Here is a 22,487-nt window from a genome sequence, read left to right on the forward strand (position 1 = left end):
CGATGACTTCAATGACGTCCATGATTTCCCTGAGCGCGCGCGTGTTGCGCGCCTTTTCCCCTCTGCCGCCGGAAGAGAATTCCTGCCCGACGGCGCTGCCGTGGCTGTCTTTTATCCGTTTCACCCATCCGACCGCGCTCAATAAAGGCATGCTGGAACCGTCAATGTGCCTGATTTTACAGGGGCAGAAAAAGGTTTTGATCGGCACTGACGTGGTGGAATACGGTGCGGGCAGTTATCTGTTTTCCGCCATCGACATGCCGGTTTCTGGGCAGGTGACGCAGGCATCAGAGGATCATCCGTATCTGGGGATCCGTATCGATCTGGATCTGAAAGAGATGGCGGATCTGATGATCGACATGCAGCTCGATCAGCGGCTGATCCCTAAATCCGGCAGCGCGACCTATGTGGCGAAATCGGATGATTTTCTGGCGGATGCATTTTTACGGCTGGTGACGATGCTGGATATTCCGCAGGACTTGCAGGCGCTCGGACAACTGGTGAAAAAAGAGATTTTTTACCGGCTGATCACCGCGCCGGAAGGCGGTCATTTTTATCAGCATCTGCTGTCATATTATCAGGGGAGGGGCGTCAGTGAGGCGATTCAGTGGATCAAAGCTAATTTCGCTCATCCGCTGCGCATGGACGAACTGGCGAAAACGGTCGGCATGAGCGTTTCCAATCTGCATCACCGTTTTAAAGCGCTGACGGTGATGAGTCCGCTGCAATACCAGAAACAAATCCGCCTGCTCGAAGCGCGCCGCCTGTTGCTGAGCGGGAATATCGACGCGGCGACGGCGGCGTTTCGTGTCGGCTATGAAAGCCCGTCACAGTTCAATCGCGAATACCGCCGGTCGTTTGGCGCGCCGCCGTTGCAGGATATCGGCCAGCTGCGCCTGCAGGGTGTCACGCTGTAAGCGGATGCGGATCCCGCCGCGCAAACTCTTTCACCATCCAGTCGATAAACACCCGCACGCGTGGCGAAAGCTGACGGTTACGTGGATACAGCAGGGAAACCGGCAGCGAACCGGCCGGATAATCCGCCAGGATTTGCACCAGACTTCCCTGCGCCAGATCCTCCAGAAGACCGTAGTGCGGCACCTGAATAATCCCCATTCCGCGCCGCGCCGCTTCTTTCATGCTTTCCGCGCCGTTGACCGACAAACTGGTCGGCAGCAGAATTTCACGCGTTTTGCCCTGCGCCTGAAAAACCAGTGGCAACAGGCCTCCGGTGGCACTGGAACGGAAACCAATCATCCGGTGACCAGCGAGATCGTCCGGCGTAGCGGGTGTGCCGAAACGCCGTAGATACTCCGGGCTGGCGCAGGTCATTTCAGGCAGCGTACCGAGCGCACGCGCGACCATATCGCTGTCTTTCAGCTCTCCGGCGCGGATCACGCAATCTATCCCTTCACGCACCAGATCCACAAGCCGGTCGCCTTCGCTCATGTAAAACTCAATGTCAGGATACTGCGCCAGAAAATCCGGTAAGCCGGGCAGCAGAAAATGCCGCGCCATCGAGCCGTGCACATCTACCCGTAACAGCCCTTTAGGCTGCGCACCGGCAAAGGCCATTTCGGCATCTTCTACATCCGCCAGAATGCGCAGACAGCGCTGGTAATAGGCTTCGCCATCCAGCGTCGGGCTGACGTGACGGGTGGTGCGTTGCAAAAGCCGGATGTTCAGCCGGGTTTCCAGCTGCTTTATCGCGTCAGTGACGGTCGAACGTTTCAGGTTCAGCGCTTGCGCGGCCTGCGTAAAGCTGCGCAATTCCACCACGCGGGTGAACAGCTGCATGCTGTCGAGTTTATCCATAATGATTGTTCGCTTTTTCCGGATAGTGATAACGAATATCAGGGAATTATCCGGCAGCGTCAATCGGCTACTCTTTCTTCATCGACAACAGATCCGAATCACTGAAAAAAGGAAACGCATCATGACTTCATCCAAACAGAAAGTCGCGCTGGTCACCGGCGCATCACGCGGTATTGGCGCAGCCATCGCAGAACGCCTGGCGCGCGACGGATTTACCGTGATTGTGAACTATTCACGCGGTGCAGCAGAAGCCGACGCGGTGGTCAGTAAAATCGAGCAGGCAGGCGGCAAGGCCATCAGCGCGCAGGCGGATGTCAGCGACGCAGCCGCGGTCAGCCGGATGTTTGCCAGCGCAGAACAGGCGTTTGGTGGTGTGGATGTACTGGTGAATAACGCGGGCATTATGACGCTTTCGGCGATTGCCGACACCGACGATGCGGCATTTGATCGCCTCATCGACATCAACCTGAAAGGCACTTTCAACACGCTGCGTGAAGCGGCGAAACATCTGCACAACGGTGGGCGTATCATCAATTTCTCATCGACTGTCGTCGGTTTATACCAGCCGACGTACGGCGTGTATGCCGCGACCAAAGCCGCTGTCGAGGCGCTGAGTCGCGTGCTGACCAAAGAAATGCGCGGCCGCCAGATAACCGTCAATACCGTTGCGCCCGGCCCGACAGCAACGGATTTATTCCTTAACGGCAAATCGGATCAGTTAGTCGAAACCATCGCCAAAACTTCCCCGCTTGAACGCCTCGGCCAGCCGGAAGATATCGCCTCCGTCGTCGCGTTTCTCGCCGGTCCTGATGGCGCATGGGTCAACGGTCAGACGCTGAAGGCGAATGGCGGGATTATTTAAGCGGTTGTGATCACGCGTACTGGGCTTCACCGTTGCCGAAGGACCAGTTTTCTTTCGGCACTTCGACCAGGCTGATGAATACGTCTTCTAAGCGTAAGCCGACTTTTTCGTGCAGTCCGTAGGCCACGGCGTGATAGAACGCTTTTTTCATGTCTGTCGTGCGGCCCGTGTTGAGGGTTATCTGAATCACGATGCAGTTCGGGCTGCGCTGGATATCCAGATAGTCCGGCGAAATCATCATTTCTGCCGGAGAGTGTTCGGAGATGACAATAAACTTGTCGTTTTCCGGCACGTTCAGCGTGGAGCGCATGGCGTCGTAGACCACATCACCGACGGTTTTGCGGTAGGTTTCGGGTTTTCCTTCCACCATATCAATACGTACAAATGGCATTTTATTCTCCTCGTTATTTTCTGTAGGGCGCGCATCTCTCAGGATGCGGCCTTTCAGGTATGCAACACGAGGAGCCGGTCTGTCGAGCGATTTTTTGTACGTACCGGTAACCCGCTTTAACCCGCTACCGCCTTTCTGCGAAACATCTCCAGCCACGAGGGGCGGCAGAACATCACCAGATTCCCGAGCAGGATCAGTGCCAGCCCGATTACCGCATTAGCGTGCCACTGATAACCTTCATAAAACGTGGAAACCGTCAGCGCGACCAGCGGGAAAAGCAGCGTGCTGTAGGCGGCCTGACTGGCACCGATACGCCCGACCAGCGTGAAGTAAATCCCGAAGGCCAGCACCGAGCCAAACACCGAAAGATAGACCAGCGAGCCAAGATATTTCGGTGTCAGGTCAATGGCGAAAGAAGCGCCCTGCACCAGACTCAGTGCGCCCATCACTGCGGTGCCGTAGAACATCGCGTAAGTATTAGTGGAAAGCACATCCAGCCCGTGGCGGCTGGCGCAATGGCGGCGGGCCGGATCGCTTTTGTCTGATGCCCAAAGGCAGCATGTCGAGCTGGGACGTGCGCGACGATTTGTCGTTTGTACATCTGTATTGTTCCGATGAGCATCTGCGCCATCTGGTTGAGCAAACCTGGGATCGCAGTCCGGCGGCAATTGATCTGGAAGAACGCACGTTCAAAGAAGATCCGCAGATTACGCTGTTGTATCGCCACTTTTTGCTCAGCGGTCAGTGGCAGGAAAACAGCAATCAGCTGATGCTGAGCAGCGCGGCTAATCTGCTGCTGGCGCATCTGGTCAAAAATTACACCCATCTGCAATGGGCGCTGCCGACGATGCGCGGCGGCATTATTGTCTGATTTTCATTTCCCGTTAAAACCCCTCTTCCGGTCCGTGTAATTCCAGTGCTAAGTTAATGGAAATTCACTTTATTCAGAGAAAACTATGCTGACCCAAGCGCCTGTTATTGAAACCGAACGCCTGATATTACGTGCCCATCAGGTTGATGATTTTGAACATATTGCCGCGCAATGGGCCGATCCGGCTGTGGTGAAATATATCGGCGGTACACCCTCGAGTCGCGAAACCAGCTGGAGTCGCCTGCTGCGTTATCCCGGTCACTGGCAGATGCTCGGTTTCGGTTACTGGATTGTGTTCGAAAAAACGGATGGTGCAGAAGGGGCTTTTGTCGGTGAAATCGGTCTGGCAGATTATCAGCGCGACATTACGCCATCGCTCAATGGTATGGCAGAAATGGGCTGGGTAGTTTCACCGGCGTTTCATGGCAAAGGGTACGCCACTGAAGCCGCGCAGGCGGTGATCCGCTGGGCTGAAAAAAATCTGGATCGTCAGCTATGCTGCATTATTGAACCGGAGCACCAGGCTTCTGTTCGTCTGGCGGAAAAATGCGGTTTCGTGGTGAAAACCGATACCACCTATCACGGCTCGGCCACGCGGATTTTTGTTCGTCCGTCGTGACCCGCCATTTATGCTCCACTTAACAGGGGACATCATGCTGAAGATTCTGGGTAAATCACCGTCGATCAATGTGCGCAAAGTGTTGTGGACCTGCCACGAACTGGGACTGGATTACGAGCAGGAGCAGTTTGGTGTGGGTTTTCAGTCCACGCAGACCGTGGAATTTAAAGCGCTGAATCCGAATGCGATGGTGCCGGTAGTGCTGGAAGGCGAGTTCGTGCTGTGGGAATCCAACGTGATTTGCCGCTATCTGGCGGCGCGGGAAGGGCGTGAGGATTTGCTGTCATCCGACCCGAAACGTCGTGCGCTGACGGAACAGTGGATGGACTGGCAGGCCGGTGAGCTGAATAACGCCTGGCGTTATGCATTTCCGGCGCTGGCGCGCAATAGCCCGCAACATCAGGACCCGGCGTTGATTGATGCCGGTGTCAGCGAATGGAACCGTCATATGCAGATGCTGGAAGAACAGCTGCAGCGCAGTGGCGATTATGTGCTGGGGGATAATTTCACCCTGGCAGATATTCCGCTCGGGCTGGCGGTGAACCGCTGGTCGATGACGCCGATGCCACGTCCGGCGTTACCGGCAGTGACGGCATATTATGACCGGCTGAATCAGCGCGAAGGTTTTCGTCAGTATGGTCGTAACGGTCTTGTGTAAATTCTGAGAGTAAAAAAAATGACGCAGCAATGTCCTGTGCTGCGTCATTTTTGTCTAAATCATTTTACTTTTTCACACTGAAACTGGATTTATTTAAAATCCACCCGCATCAGTTCACTGATAGATTGTCCCCGCGTAGAGGAAACACATTTATCAATATAACTTTTAAACGCGGCAGGTTTAGGAATGCCCATATTCAATAAGCGTGAGTTATCAAATTTCACATTTAACTGAGCAAAGCCGCCGTAGAGTTTAATAGCACGCAGAATAATTTTGTCATTACACGGGCCAAGTACATCTTTAAATTGCTTACGGATGCCGGTGAATTCCTGATAACTGATCTGCTCATACTCGCTGATAATACGCGGGGCATTATTTGCTTTCGCTACGGACGTATCAATTTCATGGAAGGGCGTACACATCTCTTCGCCGGAAGAAATATGATAGAAATTATGGCTGAGTTCGGTCGCCAGACATAATTTAGCCAGTACCATCGCGCAATAATCTACCGGAATAACATCCACTTGATCGTCGAGCGTACAGGTAAATTTCTTCAGTTTTATCGCCATCATAAAGACCCAGAAAATGCTGCTCGAAGGCTGGCAGCCGTGCTGAGTATGACCGACGATAATCGACGGACGTGCGACGACAAACGGCAGTGACGGGCATTCTTCCCGCACCAGATTTTCGATAGCACGCTTGGACGCGGTGTATTGCACCAGGTCTTCGTTCTGTTCGTTATCCGGCATGCCTTCATAGAATACGCTGTCTTTATCGGGCATGGAGGCCATCGCCGTGCCGACATGAACAAATCTTTTCAGCCCTTTGACCTGCGCCATGCGTTTGGCAAAGACCAGCGAGCCTTCAACATTCACCCGCCACATGGCCGGATTATTTCCGAATGAAGCAATGGCGGCACAGTTAATAACATGGGTGACATTATCTAAACGCGGATCCAGAATAAAACTTGCCGGTTCAGCTAAATCACCGGTTAATATTGACGCTTCGCTCAGCGCGGAAAGCTGTTCGTCATTGAGTTCAAATTTCTTTAAATTATCGATAATTCTGGCGAGTCCCGTCGCATTATCGTCAGCCCTGACTAAAAGTAATAGTTTATTTTTGGTGGTTAATTGCTGACGCAGAAAATATTCAACAACAGCTCCGCCAACAAAACCAGTAGCACCGGTAATTAATAGAGTGTTCATAATAGACAACCTGCAACGGGAAATTACCGGCACAGTACCATCACAATTCTAAACGGAGCGTATACCGTTCCCTGCCCTTAATAAACGAAGACTAAACAGTACGGAAAGTTCACATCACGTAAAAAGTTCCAGCGACATTAAAATATAATAACTGGCAGAACTTATTTACAGTAAGAAATAATTATCAGGTGTAAATAAAATATTTAAGTCAAATTTCCTGCGGTGGTGTTGAGAGGGAAAACAGCGGCAGTGTCCATCTTCTTTTTTACGCAGAATGACAATAACCTGTGTGCAGAAAGTATCCACTCTTTCGCCACTACGTTAAACTGTACCCCTGAAGGCAGTGAGCGATAAGGATCAAGAAAGGATGACGCGAACGGCGTGTCTGGTGTGTAATGAAGGGAATATTGCGCAGGTCATTCCCTCATGCGCTGAAATAAGGTACAAGGCTGCATGAAAATCCCAAATAGAATCCAACCTCTGGTGGATGACGGCCTGATTGATGATGTGGTCCGTCGACTGAAAAGTGGCAAAGAAGCCGACGTGTACACCGTTTTATGCGGTGAAGATATCCGTTGTGCCAAAGTTTATAAGGAAGCAACGCAACGTAGCTTCAAACAGGCCGTGCAGTATCAGGAAGGTCGTAAAGTCCGTAACAGCCGCAACGCGCGTGCGATGCAAAAGGGCACCAAGTTCGGACGTAAGCAGCAGGAAGAGTCCTGGCAGACGGCGGAAGTCGATGCACTGTTTCGTCTGGCGAATGCCGGTGTGCGTGTGCCGCAGCCTTACATTTGCCTCGATGGCGTGTTGCTGATGGAGCTCATCACCGACGCAGATGGAGTCGTCGCGCCGCGCCTCAGTGATGTCATCCTGACCGAAGAAGAAGCGGTTGCGGATTTTGGAACCATGATCCGTAATATCGTGCGTATGCTTTGCGCCGGTATCGTTCACGGGGATTTGTCAGAATTTAACGTGCTGATGGATGCCGACGGGCCGGTGATTATCGACCTGCCGCAAGCCGTGGATGCCGCAGCCAATAATCATGCCGAATCGATGTTTGAGCGCGATGTGAATAATATGACTGAGTATTATGGTCAGTTCGCGCCGCAGTTGCTGGCAACGCGCTATGCCAAAGAGATTTGGGCATTGTACGAAGACGGTAAACTGACACCGGAGTCACCGCTGACTGGCCTGTTTGCCGAAGATACGCATAAAGCAGATGTGAATTCACTGCTCGACGAAATCATTGCCGCCGAAGATGAGTATTATGATCGTCAGCGGGCAATGAAGGAACGCGATTTAGATCATTAAGTGTTTATTCCGGCATCACCGAATGTTTTCCGCAAAAACCGGCGTTCTGCAAAATATGCTGGCCGGTTTCTGAAAGAATAAATTCTGCCAGCGGTTTTCCTTTTTCGGTGCAGGTGGCCAGCGCGTAGATGGCGCGGACATTGTAATCTGCCGGAACATTGAACACTTCCAGCTCGTCATTCTCCCGCAGCAGCGTGGCATAACTGGTGTAGCCGATAAACACATCTGCTTGCCCGCTGCAAATCAGCCATTCCGCCGCCAGTTTGCCTTCCGGCACTTTTGCTGACTTCTCACCGCCCACCAGCCGTAAGGCTTTATTGCGCAATGCTTCTCCGGCACCCGGATGACGACGCTCAATATTTTCAAACATCTGCCAGGTATAGTCGCCGGAAGGATCATTTTTTGGCGTGGATGTCGCCAGCCGGAAACGCGAATCGAGTAATACCTTCAGCCAGTTGAGCGTTTCCAGTTCCGGCACTTTTCGCGCTGTTACACACAGGCTGTTGCCGCAAAAATTGTCCACTGACAGCGCTTTACCATGCTGCTGTAAAGCCAGCGGATGCGAAGTATTGGCGGAAGCAAACAGATCGGCTTTCTCACCCTGTTCGATGCGCTCACGTAACAGCCCGGCAGGGCCGAACTCCGCATTGACTTTCGTGCCGGTTTTTTCCGTAAAGGCCTCACACAACGGTTGCCACGCCCGGCGCAGGCTACCTGCGGCCAGCACTTTGATTGAATTTGTCATCAGGTCTCCTTGTCACATTGCCTCAACAATAAACGCCGGGGATGAGGTTATTTCCCCGCGCGCGCCGCGTCTGTCGCGGGTTTAAAATCTGTCCGGTAGAAACGCTGGTAATAAGCGTCTGCCTGTTTTTGCATGTCAATGTCTGCGAATTTTTGCGGATACAGTTTTTTCGCCATCCACAGTTCACCCATCGCCAACGCTTCGGGCATCGGGTAGCCCCAGGCCTTGGCGTATTCCGGCATCAGATAAACACGATGATTTTTAACGGCATCAATACTTTGCCATTTCGGATCACTGTTGATCTGCCCGACCACTTCCGGATATCTGTCCTGCACAAAAATCACCTGCGGATCCCAAGCGATCACCTGTTCCATCGCCACCTGTTTGAAGCCTTTCACGGTGGCGGCAGCCACGTTCATCGCACCGGCATGTGACATCATCAGCCCGGTATATTTACCGGAACCGTAAGTGGTCAGGTCTGGATTTGCCATGTACGTGCGGATCCGCTGTTCAGGCGGAATATCTTTCAGACGCCCGGCGGTCAGTTTGCGCTCTGAAAAAGTATAGTCGATCAATTCCTGAGCCTGTTTAGGGTGATTAACCACTTCGCCAATCAGGGCGATGCCTTTCCTCAGCCCTTCGCTGTACGCCTTATCTTCATCAGGCAGCACCGGATTCATCTTATGTTCTTCGCCTTTGGGATCATCACGCAGTGAAATCGCGACCACTGCAATCCCGGCCTGGCTGATCTGGTCGATCATTTCCTGCGGCGCATAGTTGGTGACAAAAACCACCTGCGGATGAAGCGCGACGACGCTTTCCAGATTCACACTGGTCAGGTCGCCCACTTCCGGCGTTTTGGCAAGTTCCGGCGCGAGGCGGACATAACCGCTGCCCAGCTGTTTCTGCCAGTTATTTAATACGCCTACGATATCTTTGGTGGCATCGAGCTGAACCAGCAGATTCAGGGTCTGATGTTGCAGAACAACCACGCGGTCAACTTTATCGGGGATCGTGACCTGACGGCCAAGCTGGTCAGTTATCTGGCGTGAGGCCAAAGCAGAAGGGGAGACAAAGCTCAGGGCAAGCCCGATCAGGGCGACCGAAGGTAAAAAGCGGGATGATAATGCGCGCACGGATAAATCCTCTGGTTTCGTTGTGCAGAGGATTATATAACGTTGACCGCTAGGTGAATATGACCGGTGATAAAGGACCGTTCGTATAAATTGAACGTTATTTACGGCCCTCGAGCAGCATACGCACTGCCAGTCCGCCCAGAACCGCGCCCATGAACCAGCGCTGAAGCACCATCCACAAAGGGCGCCCCGCGAGGAAGACGGCGATATAACCTGCTGACAGGGCGATCAGCGCGTTAACGGTCGCACTGATCAGTATTTGCGAGCTGCCCAGGATCAGCGACTGCGTCAGCACATGACCCTGACCCGGCACGAGAAACTGCGGCAGTAACGTCAGATACAGGACAGCCACTTTCGGATTCAGGAGGCTGGTCACCAGCCCCATGCTGAAGAGTTTTTTATTGCTGTCGCGTGGCAGATTTTTAACCTGAAACGGTGAGCGGCCGCCGGGTTTTATCGCCTGCCATGCCATATACAGCAGATACGCCGCGCCGCCGATGCGCAGGGTGTCGTAAGCGAAGGGTACCGCCATGAGCAGCGCGGTAATACCCAGCGCGGCGAACAGCATATAAAACAGAAATCCCAGCACCACACCGCCGAGTGAGATCAGGCCTGCTTTTGGCCCCTGACACAGTGAACGCGAAATCAGGTAGATCATGTTCGGGCCGGGGGTTAACACCAGTCCGAGGCAAATCAGTAAGAATGGGATCCAGTGGGCGGCATCAGGCATGGGAATCTCCGGCGAAAAGCAGAAAAGTTAAGCACACAGATATAGAGTGTTTTACGCAGTTTTGGCAAGCGACCCGTTGTCATTTTTTATTCATCAAAACCGGTGCATTCTATATGCGTGAATGTCCCTTGGAACTGAAAACCCTTCAGACTGAAAAATCAGGATTTGTGATGACGAATAGTATGATGTCTGCGCGTCTGACCGTTGCCAGCCAGATTGCGGCGCAGGCGGCTGAACTGGCGCTGAGTTTTTTTAACCGCCGGGAGACCATTGAGGTCAGCAGTAAACGCACGCAGGATTTCGTTTCTGAGGCGGATGTGGCGGTCGAGAAGTTCATTCGTGGTCAGCTGGCAGAACATTTCCCGCAAGATGCCATTATCGGCGAGGAGCTGGGCGGCGTGCTGACAGAGGCATCCTGCTGGGTGATCGACCCCATTGACGGCACGTCGAATTTTTTGCGCGGTTCGCCGCTGTGGGGAGTCTCGCTCGGGCTGGTGGAGAACAAAAAGCCAGTGATGGGCATTGTCGCGCTGCCGGTATTAAACGACCTGTTTGCCGCAGAATCCGGAAAGGGGATTTTCCATAACGGTAAGCCTTTTCGCCGTGATGACCGTTTTGGCGATGTGCAGGTGGTTTCCCTCGGCGACAGTTCCGACGATAAGCTGGAGGAAGCGTCGGCATTTTATCAGGGGATCCGCGCCGCTAACTGGTCGGTGCATTGCTATCGCTGTACGACCATCGGCATGGTGTTTGCCGCTAAAGGCATTATCGACGGACATCTGCAACGCCGCACAACGCTGTGGGACATTGCCGGTGGCGCAGTGCTTTGCCAGGAAGCCGGACTGCAAACCGTGGTGAAATTTGCGAAAACGCCGGACGGAACTGACAATTACCGGCATATGTCAGTGGCGGCCGGAACGCCAAATCTGATGTCTGACATCGCGCCGTTATGGCCGGACTTTGAACCGAAGTAAACCGAAATAAATGCCTCGAATGGCTTTCGCTGCGCAGTTGTCCCGCACAGCGAAAGCAGAGAGTCATTACGCTTTCTGTTTGATGGTGAGCTGGGGTTCCCAGTCGGTATCGGGATGCTGGGCAATCTGTTGTGGTGTCATCGGACGCCCCAACAGATAGCCCTGTAACGTGTCGCAGCCCAGTTGCGTCAGGAAATCCTGCTGCTGGGTCGTTTCCACGCCTTCGGCGACCACTTTCAGATTGAGGGTCTGACCCAGAGCGATAATAGCCGCAACAATACTGGCGTCTTCGCTGCCCGCAATCAGGTCATTAATAAATGCCCCGTCGATTTTCAGTTCGCTGGCCGGCAGACGCTTCAGGTACAGCAGGCTGGAGTAGCCGGTACCGAAATCGTCAATCGAGGCCTTCACGCCAAATTGGGTCAGACGCTCCAGAATTTCCACGCTGACGTCCGGATTGCGCATTGCGGTGGTTTCGGTGACTTCCAGCGTCAACATTTCCGGTGGGATCTGATGACGTTCAATGGTCTCAATCACCATTTCGACCAGATTCGACTGTTCAAATTGCAGCGTCGACAGATTGACCGCCACCGTCCAGGTGGTATGTCCTTCCAGATGCCATTCGCGCAACTGGCGGCAGGCTTCATTGAGCACCCATTCACCCATCGGAATAATCAGCCCGGTTTTTTCTGCCAGTGGCAGGAACCCGTCCGGGCTCAGGGTTTTGCCGTCACGCTCCCAGCGCAGCAGTGCCTCAAAACCGCTGACCGGCCCGTAAGGCGCGATAAATTTCGGCTGATAATGCAGTCGCAGTTCGTGGTGCTCGATAGCGAGGCGCAAATCATTGAGCATCTGTAGCTGGTTTTGCGCGTTGGCATTCATCGAAGGCTGGAAGAAGCTGTGTCCGTTACGGCCTGAGTTTTTGGTGTGATACATCGCCGCATCGGCATTGAGCATCAGCTCGCGCTCATTTTCGCCGTCTCCCGGATACACCGCGATACCGACGCTGGCGGAAACCAGCAGTTCGTAACGGGAGACGTAAAACGGACGGGCGATCATATGCACCAGTTTATCGGCTAACTGCGAAGCATCCGTTGGCTCGGCGATTTCCACCAGCAGGACAAATTCATCGCCGCCCAGACGGGCCAGCGTGTCAACTGCGCGCAGCTGAGATTTCAGCCGTTCGGTGACAGAAATTAACAGCTGATCGCCAATGTGGTGCCCGAAAGCATCGTTAACAGCCTTGAATCCGTCGAGATCCAAAAACAGCACCGCAAACTGAGATTCTCCCCGCGAGGCTTTCTGAAACGCCTGACTGAGGCGGTCTTCCAGTAACAGGCGGTTCGGCAGACGGGTGAGATTGTCATGCAGCGCCAGCTGAGTCAGCTCGCGGTTAGCCTGCGCCAGCGACGACGCCAGAATCGACGTGCGCGCCTGCATCCGGCCATCAAGAATAGAAATAATCAGCGTGATCGCCAGAATAGCCAGCGTGACCACTATCACCAGCAGCGCCAGCCAGTTGTTATCGACTCCGCTGAACGCCGCCATGCTGTGGCTGTCCATCGGGAATTGGGCGGCAGCCATGCCGATGTAGTGCATACCGACAATCGCCGTGCCCATTACAACGGCGGCACTGATGCGCAACAGACGGACATTCGGCGACTGCTGGCGCAGATGGAACGCCATCCACAGCGCAGCGCCGGAGGCGACAATCGCCACCACGACGGACAGCGTGACCCAGCGGAAGTCATAAACAATGGGCGGCATCATCAGCATCGCTGACATGCCGGTGTAATGCATGGCTGCAATACCGCCGCCCATCAGTAACGCGCCCGCCAGCAAACGCCGCAGAGGCAACTCTTGCAGGCAGACCAGCCAGAGCGCAAACGCCGAGGAAATAATCGCGATCAGCATGGAAAGCAGCGTAACAACCGGGTCGTAACCCATTGGCATAGAAGAATTAAAGGCCAGCATTCCGATGAAATGCATCGACCAGATACCAATGCCCATTGCAATGGCGCCACCAATTAACCAAAGTCGGGAAGCCCTTCCCTCCGTGGTGGCAACCCGGCCAGCCATATCAAGCGCGGTATAAGAGGCAAGCATTGCAACAATGAACGAAAACATGACAAGCACATTGTTGTAATTACTGGAAAACATGTAAGGCTCCACAAACATAGAGTCGAAAGCGACGGGCTGATTTTTTATCCGGCGATAATGGCATTAAGATTTATTAAAGGCGAATGAAGTTACGATAATTTTTTTCGTGTAATTAAGATTAATCCGTAAGTGATTTTAATCAAATAAAAAGATTTTCACGGTATTAATCCGGATAAAAACAAGGGTTTTTAAAACGATTGTGATACCGGCATCGAAAGCGTTGTCTATAGTTAACAAATAATTAAATACCAAAGGGCAGAAGACATTTATGTTAACAGTTCATCATTTAGATAATTCCCGATCACAGCGAATCTTATGGATGCTCGAAGAATTGAGTGTCCCCTATGAAATTCAACGATATCAGCGTGATGCTGAAACCATGCTGGCACCCGCATCGCTTAAGAAAATCCATCCTCTGGGCAAGTCACCGGTACTTGAAGACAACGGCCTGATCCTCGCGGAATCCGGTGCCATTATCGAGTATTTGCAGGAAATCTATGATGAGGCTGGCACGCTGAAACCGTCGGCGTTTGCCGAGCGCCAGCAGTACCGCTACTGGATGCATTATGCGGAAGGTTCGCTGATGCCGTTGCTGGTCATGAAGCTTATTTTTGGCCGCTTAGGAAAGCCGCCAATGCCGTGGCTGATCCGCCCGATCGGCAGTGCCATCGGGCAGGGCGTGCAGAAAAACTATCTCGATAAGCAGATTTATACTCATCTGGATTATCTCGAGCAGCATCTGACCACCCATCCTTATTTTGCCGGTTACCAGTTCAGTGCCGCCGACATTCAGATGAGTTTCCCGATTGAAGCCGTCAATGCCCGTACCGGTCTTGGAAAATACCCACATATAAATGCATGGCTTTCTAATGTTACGGCCCGACCGGCTTATCAGCGCGCACTGGAAACGGGTGGCCCTTTGAATATCCTGCGTTAGTTCTTTTTAAGTGTCCGATAAATTTAAAGGGAAACGTTTTGGCATTTTCGTCGCCGGAACGTCCTCCCTTTTTATATTCAGAGATGTTTATTGGTGGCCGGTAATTCGCGCAGTCAACGCCATCAAAAAATAACCCTTAATAAACGTCATGTTATTTTTCCTTATGCACGGTTGTGTCTTGTCATGGTGCATTCACCCTGATTTGCCCTTCTGTATCCCTGGAAGATGAACTTCGTGCGCAACCGATACCGCACAGCAAACCGCCAGACGGATAAATTTACAACACAACCGCGTTTTTATTGACCAGACAACGGTAAATTGTCGGCGAACGGAGTTGAAATGGGAGTGGTAAAGGCCGGATAATCGTTTGCGTTAATTTTTGTCCCGCCATACGCGATGCGAGTTAAACGTTTGCTTTGCCGTTCTGACGCCTGTTTCGGCGATTTCAGGCGACAAATAAGGAAGTGAACGTGCAGAAACGGTTTCATAATGACCACGCCGGCTAATCAGTAGAGACATTCAGAGGATTTTCCATGTCGAGTCAACACACTCAGACGGGCAGCGCCGTTGCGCCAAAAGGCCCGTTTGATGCTTTTTTCAAAATCAGTGCGCGTGGCAGTAATGTCCGCCAGGAAGTGATCGCTGGCTTAACAACGTTTCTGGCGATGGTGTATTCGGTCATCGTTGTGCCGTCAATGCTCGGCAAAGCGGGCTTTTCGCCAAGCGCCGTGTTTGTCGCGACCTGTCTGGTTGCCGGTTTTGGCTCGTTGCTGATGGGCCTGTGGGCTAATCTGCCGCTGGCCATTGGTTGTGCTATTTCTCTGACTGCCTTTACCGCCTTTAGTCTGGTGCTTGGCCAGCACATCAGTGTACCGGTTGCACTCGGCGCAGTATTCCTGATGGGGGTATTGTTCACCATTATCTCGGTGACCGGCATTCGTTCGTGGATATTGCGCAATCTGCCGGTCGGCGTTGCGCACGGTACCGGCATCGGTATCGGCCTGTTCCTGTTGCTGATCGCGGCCAACGGCGTCGGCCTGGTGGTGAAAAACCCGCTGGACGGCTTACCTGTCGCACTGGGCGCGTTCACGTCTTTCCCGGTGATCATGACGCTGCTCGGACTGGCGGTGATTTTCGGCCTTGAGAAACTGCGCGTTCCCGGCGGCATTTTGTTGGTGATTATCGCGATTTCTATTATTGGTCTGATTTTCGATCCTGCCGTTAAATATCAGGGTTTGTTCGCGATGCCTTCTCTGGCAGGCGCTGACGGTAAATCGGTGATTTTCGACCTCGACATTATGGGCGCACTGAAAGCCGCCGTATTGCCAAGCGTTCTGGCGCTGGTCATGACGGCGGTATTTGATGCCACCGGTACCATTCGCGCGGTCGCCGGTCAGGCGAATCTGCTGGATGAAAACGGCCAGATCATCAGCGGCGGCAAAGCCCTGACCGCAGACTCGGTGAGCAGCATTTTTGCTTCACTGGTCGGCGCATCTCCGGCTGCGGTTTACATCGAATCGGCAGCCGGTACTGCGGCGGGCGGCAAAACTGGCCTGACCGCGACAGTCGTCGGCGTGCTGTTTCTGCTGATGCTGTTCCTGTCGCCGTTGTCATATCTGGTGCCTGCTTACGCGACCGCACCGGCACTGATGTATGTCGGCCTGCTGATGCTCAGCAACGTCACCAAGCTGGATTTCAACGATTTTGTGGACGCCATGTCCGGCCTGCTGTGCGCCGTGTTCATCGTGCTGACCTGTAATATCGTGACCGGCATTATGCTTGGTTTCAGCTCGCTGGTGATTGGCCGTATTTTCTCCGGCGAATGGCGCAAACTGAACCTGGGCACAGTGATCATCGCCGTCGCGCTCGTGGTGTTTTATGCGGGCGGATGGGCGATCTAATTTGTTGGTTCTCTCCCTCCCTTGCAAAGGGGAGGGGTGGGGGGGTATTAATGGCGAATCAACAGGTTGAGATGTGCTTTGGTATTGATTTTGTCATTAAAACCCCCTCCCGGTCTCCCTCTTCGCAGGGGGAGGAGCAGTAAATCCCACAGTTGTAACCGCACGCACTGATTTAAATCCCATCCCCTTTTGATCTACTATTCCTTAGTTCGCTCCGGACTCACTCACCTGCGTCTGGCTGAAATTCATAAAAACAAGAGTCTAAGGAAAGCATGGAAATATTCTTTACCATTCTGATTTTGATTCTGGTGGTGTCGCTCTCCGGTGTCGTCACCAGAATGTTACCGTTTCAGGTTCCTCTTCCATTAATGCAGATTGCCGTCGGTGCTTTACTGGCGTGGCCCAATTTTGGCCTGCATGTGGACTTCGATCCGGAACTGTTTCTCGTTCTGTTCATCCCGCCATTGCTGTTTGCCGATGGCTGGAAAACCCCGACCCGTGAATTCCTCCACCACGGTCGCGAAATTCTCGGGCTGGCGCTGGTGCTGGTGTTACTCACCGTCGTCGGTATCGGTTATCTGATTTATATGATGGTGCCGGATATTCCATTGGTGGCCGCGTTTGCGCTGGCGGCGGTGCTTTCGCCGACCGATGCCGTGGCATTGGGCGGGATTGTCGGTAAGGGCCGTATTCCGAAGTCGATCATGGGCGTGCTGGAAGGTGAAGCGTTGATGAATGACGCGTCCGGCCTGGTCTCCCTGAAATTCGCTATCGCTGTGGCGATGGGCACCATGATTTTCACCGTCGGCGGAGCAACAGTCGAATTCCTTAAAGTGGCGATTGGCGGTCTGATGGCCGGCGTGGCGGTGACCTGGCTGTACAGTAAATCGCTGCGCATCATGAGCCGCTGGAGCGGTGATGATCCGGCGACGCAAATCGTCTTTCTGCTGCTGCTGCCGTTCGCGTCGTATCTGATTGCAGAACACATCGGTGTTTCCGGCATTCTGGCCGCCGTGGCTGCCGGTATGACCATCAGCCAGTCAGGCATTATCCGTAACGCACCACTGGCGATGCGCCTGCGTGCTAACAGTGTCTGGGCGATGCTCGAGTTTGTGTTCAACGGCATGGTGTTCATCATGCTGGGCCTGCAATTGCCGGGCATTCTGGAAAATTCGATTGATCAGGCGACGCATGACCCCTCAATCGTGACGTGGCATTTGTTCGCTGACGTCGGGATTATCTATTTTGCGCTGCTGATCCTGCGTTTTGTCTGGCTGTGGGTGATGAAGAATTTCAGCAACCGTTTTTTGAAAAAGAAACCATTGCTGTTTGGCAGTTACAGTACGCGTGAATTGTGGGTGGCTTCTTTTGCCGGTGTGCGCGGGGCGATTACCCTTGCCGGTGTGCTGTCGATTCCGTTATTCCTCGCCGATGGTTCTGCGTTCCCGTCACGCTATCAGCTGGTATTCCTGGCGACCGGCGTCATTCTGTTCTCCCTGATTGCGGGCGTGATTGCCTTGCCGTTCCTGCTCAGGGGCGTGGTGGTGGCTGACGGTACGACGTATCGCGAAGAAGAACGCATGGCGAAATCCATCGCGGCGGAAGTGGCGATAGAGAGCCTGCATAAGATGGAAGAGCGTCTGGCGGCGGATACTGAAGAAAACATTGATGAGCAAACGCTGAGGGAAATCAGCTCACGGGTGATCGGGACACTGCGGCGGCGCACGGCCAACCGCGATGACATGGAAACCGCGCTGAAGCTGGAAAACCTCGAGCGCCGCTTCCGTCTGACCGCGCTGCGTGCTGAACGTGGTGAGCTGTATCATCTGCGCGCCACGCAGAAAATCAGCAACGAAACGCTGCAAAAATTGCTGCATGACTTGGATCTGCTTGAAGCGTTGCTGGTTGAAAAAGAGGTCTGATTTCTGCCGGGAATGATAAAACCGCGTGCGCTGAAAGGGGCTCGCGGTTTTTTATTGGCAGCTATTTCCAGTAGTCGCGGCACAGCGTGATCCACGCCTGCGCGCTGTGCGAAAGGTAGCTACCCTGATGCCAGATAAGGCCAAGCTGCCACGGCATCAGCGGATCCAGCGGCAGCCACATCAGCGCGTTTTTATCCAGTCGCTGGCAGATTGGCTCCGGCAGAATCGCCACGCCCATGCCGGTTTGCACCATCGCGGCTAAGAAATCCCACTGACCGCTGCGTGCGGCAATTTTGGGTGTGAAACCATGGGCGGAAAACGCATCCATCAGCTGGCGATACAGTGCAAAATCTTCGTTATAAATCAGAATGCTTTCATCAGCCAGATCGCTTATCCCGATGCGCGTACGGTTCAGCCAGTGCGACGTGCGCGGCACTACCACGCACAGCGGATGGCTGAACAACAAAATTGAGGCGATGGATGGCACCGCATCGGCGGGCAGGGCGGTCAGCGCCAGATCCAGCTCGCCGGAGATCACCGCCTGTTGCACCGTCAGGCCGCCAAACTCAGAGATAATCAGTTCAATGCCGGGATATTGCTGGCGGAAACTGCCGATCAGTGGCGCGATTTGTGTGCCGACCATGGGTGGAATGCCCAGACGTAAATGACCCGATTTCAGCGAGTTGATGTCTTCCAGTTCGGCTTCCAGCTGGCGGAATTCTTCGAGAATATTCAGTCCGCGCTGATAAAGCGCCTGTCCGCTGTCGGTCAGACGCAAACGCCGTCCTTCACGAATAATCAGCGTGCATTCCAGTTCTTCTTCCAGATGGCGCAGCATTTTGCTGATTGTCGGCTGGGTGACAAACAGCTTTTCCGCCGCGCGAGTGAAGCTTTGCTGGCGAACCACTTCAACAAAATAGCGTAAGGTACGGACGTCCATGGGCTGATGTTTTCCCGTTCAGATCGGCAAGTAACAAAGTATTCCAAACTGGAATCATTTTTATGATTTTAATTCATTTCTTTACCGGTTTCCTGCCAGCGTATACTTCATTTTCACACTTTTCCCTCCTTCGAGGTCGTTCCCATGTTGTTGGCGTTGCGCACTAAAGCGCCGTCCCTGCTGACCCGCTGTCAGATCCCCGTTCAGGTGGTGCTGTATGCGGTGTTATTCGTTATTGCCGATCGTCTGGTTACTGCGTTACATCTGCCTTTGCCGGCCAATATTGTCGGGATGCTGATGCTTTTGCTGCTGATTATGTTCCGCATTTTACCGGTGAAATGGGTGAAAGCCGGTTCGCGCTGGCTGCTGGCGGAGATGCTGTTATTTTTCGTGCCTGCCGTCGTCGCGGTGGTGAATTACGCACAGTTGCTGATGATTGAAGGCTGGAAGATCTTTCTGGTGATTGGTGTCAGCACGATTCTGACGCTGGGCGCGACCGCGGTGGTAGTGGACAAAGTTTACCGGCTGGAACAACGTCTGGCGGCGAGGAAGGCGAGCCGTGACTGATTTACTCATCAGCATTTTGTGTTTTGTCATCACGCTCGGGTTGTATTACGCCAATAAAAAACTCTATCGCCAGAAGCGCACTTTACTGCTGATGCCGCTGGTATTCACGCCGATTGTGCTGGTGGTGCTGCTGGTGCTGACGCACACGTCGTATCAGGATTACATCGGCGAAACGCACTGGCTGCTGTGGCTGCTCGGACCTTCAACCATCGCCTTTGCGGTGCCGGTTTACGAGAATATGGCGGTGATCCGGCGTCACTGGATGTCACTGAGTGCGGGTGTGCTGACCGCGATTGTGGTGGCTGTCAGCAGCTCTGTCTGGCTGGCACGCATTCTGACATTGCCCGAAGAAATCCAGCGCAGTCTGGCGGTGCGTTCCATCACCACGCCGTTCGCGCTGGCAGCAGCGAAGCAAATGGGCGGTCAGCCTGATCTGGTGGCGCTGTTTGTGGTGATCACAGGCGTGTTCGGTATGGCGGTCGGCGATATGTTGTTTTTGCGTCTGGCGGTGAAAAGCGGCCTGGCAAAAGGCGCTGGTTTTGGTGCGGCGTCGCACGGTGCAGGCACGGCGCGAGCGTATGAGCTGGGCGCAGAAGAAGGCGTGGTATCGAGTCTGGTGATGATGCTGGCGGGAGTGGTGACGGTTGTGATTGCGCCGATGATCGGGGTGGTGATGTGGTGATGATTAAGGCTCCCTCCCCTGCGAAGGGGAGGGTTGGGGTGGGGTATTAAGGTCAAAACTAAATTCAACGTGTGCTTTAACTCATTGCTTTGTATTCAAAACCCCCTCCCAACCTCCCCCTTCGCAGGAGGAGGAGTTAAAAGCTACACCGTTCAGACGCCGGTCAGGCTGCGGCACCCACTTAATGAATCACCTGTGCCAGGAACTCCCGCGTCCTTGCTGACTTCGGATTCGCAAAGAACTCCAGCGGCGGTGCCTGTTCCACGATCTCCCCACGATCCATAAAGATCACCCGGTCAGCTACCGTTCTCGCAAATCCCATTTCATGCGTCACACACAACATGGTCATGCCTTCTTCCGCCAGAGTGATCATGGTGTCCAGCACCTCTTTCACCATTTCCGGATCAAGCGCCGAAGTCGGTTCATCAAACAGCATGATTTTCGGCTTCATACACAGCGAGCGGGCGATGGCCACACGTTGTTGCTGACCACCGGAAAGCTGGCCGGGGAATTTATGCGCATGTTCGGCGATACGTACACGTTTCAGATAATGCATCGCCAGTTCTTCGGCTTCTTTCTTCGGCATCTTACGCACCCAGCACGGTGCCAGGGTGCAGTTCTGCAACACGGTCAGATGCGGGAACAGATTGAAGTGCTGGAACACCATGCCAACTTCGGTACGCACGCGTTCGATGTTACGCAGGTCGTCGTTCAGCTCGGTGCCGTCCACCACAATGCGCCCTTGCTGGTGTTCTTCCAGGTGGTTGATGCAACGAATGGTCGTTGATTTACCCGAGCCGGAAGGCCCGCACAGCACGATACGCTCGCGCGGTTTGACGCTCAGATTGATGTCTTTCAATACGTGGAATTGTCCGTACCACTTATTCACGTTTTCCAGCGTGATCATCATATTTTGGTTTTCAGTGACTTGATGGTCGCTCATGGTTTACCTCAGTGTGCGGAACGTCCGGTGTGAAAGCGTCTTTCCAGATGCTGGCTATAACGCGACATGCTAAAACAGAAAATCCAGTAGACGGCGGCGGCGAAGACGTAGCCTTCAGTCGACATGCCGAGCCATTCCGGATCGACGGTGGCTTGCTGTACGCTGCTGAACAGGTCAAACAGGCCGATGATGATCACCAGACTGGTATCCTTGAACAACGCGATGATGGTGTTGACCAGACCCGGTATCACCATTTTCAGCGCCTGCGGCAAAATCACTAATCCCTGCGTTTTCCAGTAACCCAGTGCCAGAGATTCGGCGGCTTCGGTCTGGCCTTTCGGCAGCGCCTGTAAGCCGCCGCGCACCACTTCGGCGACATACGCCGACTGGAACAGCACCACACCCACCAGCGCACGCACCAGTTTGTCGATACTCGTCCCTTCGGTCATAAACAGCGGCAGCATCACCGAGGACATAAACAACACGGTAATCAGCGGCACACCGCGCCAGAACTCGATAAATACCACCGAGAGAATGCGCACGATCGGCAGACGTGAACGGCGCGCCAGCGCCAGCATAATGCCCAGCGGTAATGCCCCGGCGATACCGACGGCAGCGATAATCAGCGTCAGCGTCAGGCCACCCCACTGGCGGGTTTCGACGCGACTCAGGCCAAAGAATCCGCCGTACAGCATGAACCAGGTGAAAATCGGGAACAGCACCATCCAGCAGGCGATATACCGTCCGCGGCGCGGCATCGCTTTAAAGAAAATGGGTGCCAGCGTGAGCAGTCCGATAATCAGCGTGAGGTTAATGCGCCAGCGCTGATCAAACGGGTATAAGCCATACATAAACTGGCCGAAGCGGGCATGGATAAACACCCAGCAGGCACCGGCTTTGGTGCAGTCAGTTCGCGCAGTACCGACCCAGTTGGCCTGGAAAATTACCCAGTTCAGCAGCGGAGGGATCACCAGCCACATCAGCCATAGACAAAACAGCGTCAGCAGACTGTTAAACCAGCTGGAGAACAGATTTTTGCGCGCCCAGAGCACCGCGGTACCCAGTGGCGTACCGGGCTTCACGGCTCTGACTCCGGGAGGAAGTGTTGTCATCGTCAT

Annotated in this window: 21 protein-coding genes and 2 pseudogenes; 12 read left to right on the top strand and 11 right to left on the bottom strand. The window is 53.7% G+C overall.

Annotated elements, in window-relative coordinates:
* Window positions 1-2 precede the first annotated feature (2 nt).
* Window positions 3-917 (top strand): AraC family transcriptional regulator, encoded by a 915-nt coding sequence (locus D5398_RS14655; RefSeq protein WP_120508302.1) that lies wholly within the window; start codon window positions 3-5, stop codon window positions 915-917.
* Here D5398_RS14655 and D5398_RS14660 read toward each other — a convergent pair.
* Window positions 907-1,815 carry a LysR family transcriptional regulator gene (locus tag D5398_RS14660; RefSeq protein WP_120508303.1) on the bottom strand — a complete coding sequence of 303 codons (909 nt, stop codon included), beginning with the start codon at window positions 1,813-1,815 and terminating at the stop codon, window positions 907-909. The two genes, D5398_RS14655 and D5398_RS14660, sit on opposite strands and share 11 nt — an antisense overlap.
* A gap of 121 nt (window positions 1,816-1,936) precedes the next feature.
* Here D5398_RS14660 and D5398_RS14665 point away from each other — a divergent pair, with 121 nt between their 5' ends.
* A complete protein-coding gene (locus D5398_RS14665; RefSeq protein ID WP_120508304.1) occupies window positions 1,937-2,677 on the top strand; it encodes an SDR family oxidoreductase in 741 nt (246 codons plus the stop codon).
* A gap of 10 nt (window positions 2,678-2,687) precedes the next feature.
* Here D5398_RS14665 and D5398_RS14670 read toward each other — a convergent pair whose 3' ends face one another.
* On the bottom strand, window positions 2,688-3,068 hold the full coding sequence (locus D5398_RS14670; RefSeq protein WP_120508305.1) for a tautomerase family protein: 381 nt from the start codon (window positions 3,066-3,068) through the stop codon (window positions 2,688-2,690).
* 116 nt (window positions 3,069-3,184) lie between these two features.
* Window positions 3,185-3,574, bottom strand: a pseudogene (locus D5398_RS14675) (EamA family transporter); the annotation flags it as partial.
* On the opposite strand from D5398_RS14675, the pseudogene D5398_RS14680 reads away from it, so the two are divergent.
* The 3 genes and pseudogenes from D5398_RS14680 to D5398_RS14690 form a co-directional block, all read left to right on the top strand.
* Window positions 3,571-3,930 (top strand): annotated as a pseudogene (locus D5398_RS14680) (AraC family transcriptional regulator); the annotation flags it as partial. The pseudogenes D5398_RS14675 and D5398_RS14680 overlap by 4 nt on opposite strands.
* 94 nt (window positions 3,931-4,024) lie before the next feature.
* A complete protein-coding gene (locus D5398_RS14685; RefSeq protein WP_120508306.1) occupies window positions 4,025-4,558 on the top strand; it encodes a GNAT family N-acetyltransferase in 534 nt (177 codons plus the stop codon).
* Window positions 4,559-4,592: 34 nt separating this feature from the next.
* Complete coding sequence (locus D5398_RS14690; protein ID WP_120508307.1) at window positions 4,593-5,216, top strand: glutathione S-transferase family protein; 624 nt, start codon at window positions 4,593-4,595, stop codon at window positions 5,214-5,216.
* A gap of 89 nt (window positions 5,217-5,305) precedes the next feature.
* On the opposite strand, the gene D5398_RS14695 is transcribed toward D5398_RS14690, so the two are convergent.
* Window positions 5,306-6,421 (bottom strand): SDR family oxidoreductase, encoded by a 1,116-nt coding sequence (locus D5398_RS14695; protein WP_120508308.1) that lies wholly within the window; start codon window positions 6,419-6,421, stop codon window positions 5,306-5,308.
* Window positions 6,422-6,874: 453 nt separating this feature from the next.
* On the opposite strand from D5398_RS14695, the gene D5398_RS14700 reads away from it, so the two are divergent.
* Window positions 6,875-7,732 carry a PA4780 family RIO1-like protein kinase gene (locus tag D5398_RS14700; protein ID WP_120508309.1) on the top strand — a complete coding sequence of 286 codons (858 nt, stop codon included), beginning with the start codon at window positions 6,875-6,877 and terminating at the stop codon, window positions 7,730-7,732.
* A 4-nt stretch (window positions 7,733-7,736) separates the two neighbouring features.
* Here the strand turns inward: D5398_RS14700 and D5398_RS14705 are convergent, their stop codons facing one another.
* The 3 genes from D5398_RS14705 to D5398_RS14715 all read right to left on the bottom strand — a co-directional run bounded on the left by D5398_RS14705 (window position 7,737) and on the right by D5398_RS14715 (window position 10,343).
* Window positions 7,737-8,477 carry a molybdate ABC transporter substrate-binding protein gene (locus D5398_RS14705; protein WP_120508310.1) on the bottom strand — a complete coding sequence of 247 codons (741 nt, stop codon included), beginning with the start codon at window positions 8,475-8,477 and terminating at the stop codon, window positions 7,737-7,739.
* A gap of 47 nt (window positions 8,478-8,524) precedes the next feature.
* A complete protein-coding gene (locus D5398_RS14710) occupies window positions 8,525-9,613 on the bottom strand; it encodes an ABC transporter substrate-binding protein (RefSeq protein ID WP_120508311.1) in 1,089 nt (362 codons plus the stop codon).
* A gap of 97 nt (window positions 9,614-9,710) precedes the next feature.
* Window positions 9,711-10,343, bottom strand: coding sequence for a LysE family translocator (locus D5398_RS14715; protein WP_120508312.1), 633 nt, complete (start codon window positions 10,341-10,343; stop codon window positions 9,711-9,713).
* Window positions 10,344-10,513: 170 nt separating this feature from the next.
* Between D5398_RS14715 and D5398_RS14720 the strand changes: the two genes are divergently transcribed.
* Window positions 10,514-11,317 (top strand): inositol monophosphatase family protein, encoded by an 804-nt coding sequence (locus D5398_RS14720; RefSeq protein ID WP_120508412.1) that lies wholly within the window; start codon window positions 10,514-10,516, stop codon window positions 11,315-11,317.
* A 66-nt stretch (window positions 11,318-11,383) separates the two neighbouring features.
* Here D5398_RS14720 and D5398_RS14725 read toward each other — a convergent pair whose 3' ends face one another.
* Entirely contained in the window at window positions 11,384-13,477 is a 2,094-nt protein-coding gene (locus tag D5398_RS14725) for a putative bifunctional diguanylate cyclase/phosphodiesterase (RefSeq protein ID WP_120508313.1), read from the bottom strand.
* Between the two features lie 268 nt (window positions 13,478-13,745).
* Here D5398_RS14725 and D5398_RS14730 point away from each other — a divergent pair, with 268 nt between their 5' ends.
* From D5398_RS14730 to D5398_RS14745, 3 genes are all read left to right on the top strand, one after another.
* Window positions 13,746-14,414: a glutathione S-transferase family protein gene (locus D5398_RS14730; protein WP_120508314.1), complete on the top strand. Its 669-nt coding sequence runs from the start codon at window positions 13,746-13,748 to the stop codon at window positions 14,412-14,414.
* Window positions 14,415-14,947: 533 nt separating this feature from the next.
* Window positions 14,948-16,315, top strand: a complete 1,368-nt coding sequence (locus D5398_RS14740; protein WP_120131529.1) for an NCS2 family permease — start codon at window positions 14,948-14,950, stop codon at window positions 16,313-16,315.
* A gap of 272 nt (window positions 16,316-16,587) precedes the next feature.
* On the top strand, window positions 16,588-18,237 hold the full coding sequence (locus D5398_RS14745) for a Na+/H+ antiporter (RefSeq protein WP_120508316.1): 1,650 nt from the start codon (window positions 16,588-16,590) through the stop codon (window positions 18,235-18,237).
* Window positions 18,238-18,298: 61 nt separating this feature from the next.
* On the opposite strand, the gene D5398_RS14750 is transcribed toward D5398_RS14745, so the two are convergent.
* The gene (locus D5398_RS14750; protein WP_120508317.1) at window positions 18,299-19,177 is read right to left on the bottom strand and encodes a LysR family transcriptional regulator; all 879 of its coding nucleotides are present in this window, start codon (window positions 19,175-19,177) and stop codon (window positions 18,299-18,301) included.
* 144 nt (window positions 19,178-19,321) lie between these two features.
* Here D5398_RS14750 and D5398_RS14755 point away from each other — a divergent pair, with 144 nt between their 5' ends.
* The gene (locus D5398_RS14755) at window positions 19,322-19,744 is read left to right on the top strand and encodes a CidA/LrgA family protein (RefSeq protein ID WP_120508318.1); all 423 of its coding nucleotides are present in this window, start codon (window positions 19,322-19,324) and stop codon (window positions 19,742-19,744) included.
* On the top strand, window positions 19,737-20,426 hold the full coding sequence (locus D5398_RS14760) for an LrgB family protein (protein ID WP_120508319.1): 690 nt from the start codon (window positions 19,737-19,739) through the stop codon (window positions 20,424-20,426). Before D5398_RS14755 ends, D5398_RS14760 begins: the two co-directional genes overlap by 8 nt.
* 181 nt (window positions 20,427-20,607) lie before the next feature.
* Here D5398_RS14760 and D5398_RS14765 read toward each other — a convergent pair whose 3' ends face one another.
* Together D5398_RS14765 and D5398_RS14770 are read right to left on the bottom strand one after the other, a co-directional pair.
* Window positions 20,608-21,369: an amino acid ABC transporter ATP-binding protein gene (locus D5398_RS14765; RefSeq protein ID WP_120508320.1), complete on the bottom strand. Its 762-nt coding sequence runs from the start codon at window positions 21,367-21,369 to the stop codon at window positions 20,608-20,610.
* Between the two features lie 8 nt (window positions 21,370-21,377).
* Window positions 21,378-22,487, bottom strand: a complete 1,110-nt coding sequence (locus tag D5398_RS14770; RefSeq protein WP_415838476.1) for an amino acid ABC transporter permease — start codon at window positions 22,485-22,487, stop codon at window positions 21,378-21,380.

Source organism: Rahnella bruchi (assembly GCF_003614975.1).
GTDB classification, from domain to species: domain Bacteria; phylum Pseudomonadota; class Gammaproteobacteria; order Enterobacterales; family Enterobacteriaceae; genus Rahnella; species Rahnella bruchi.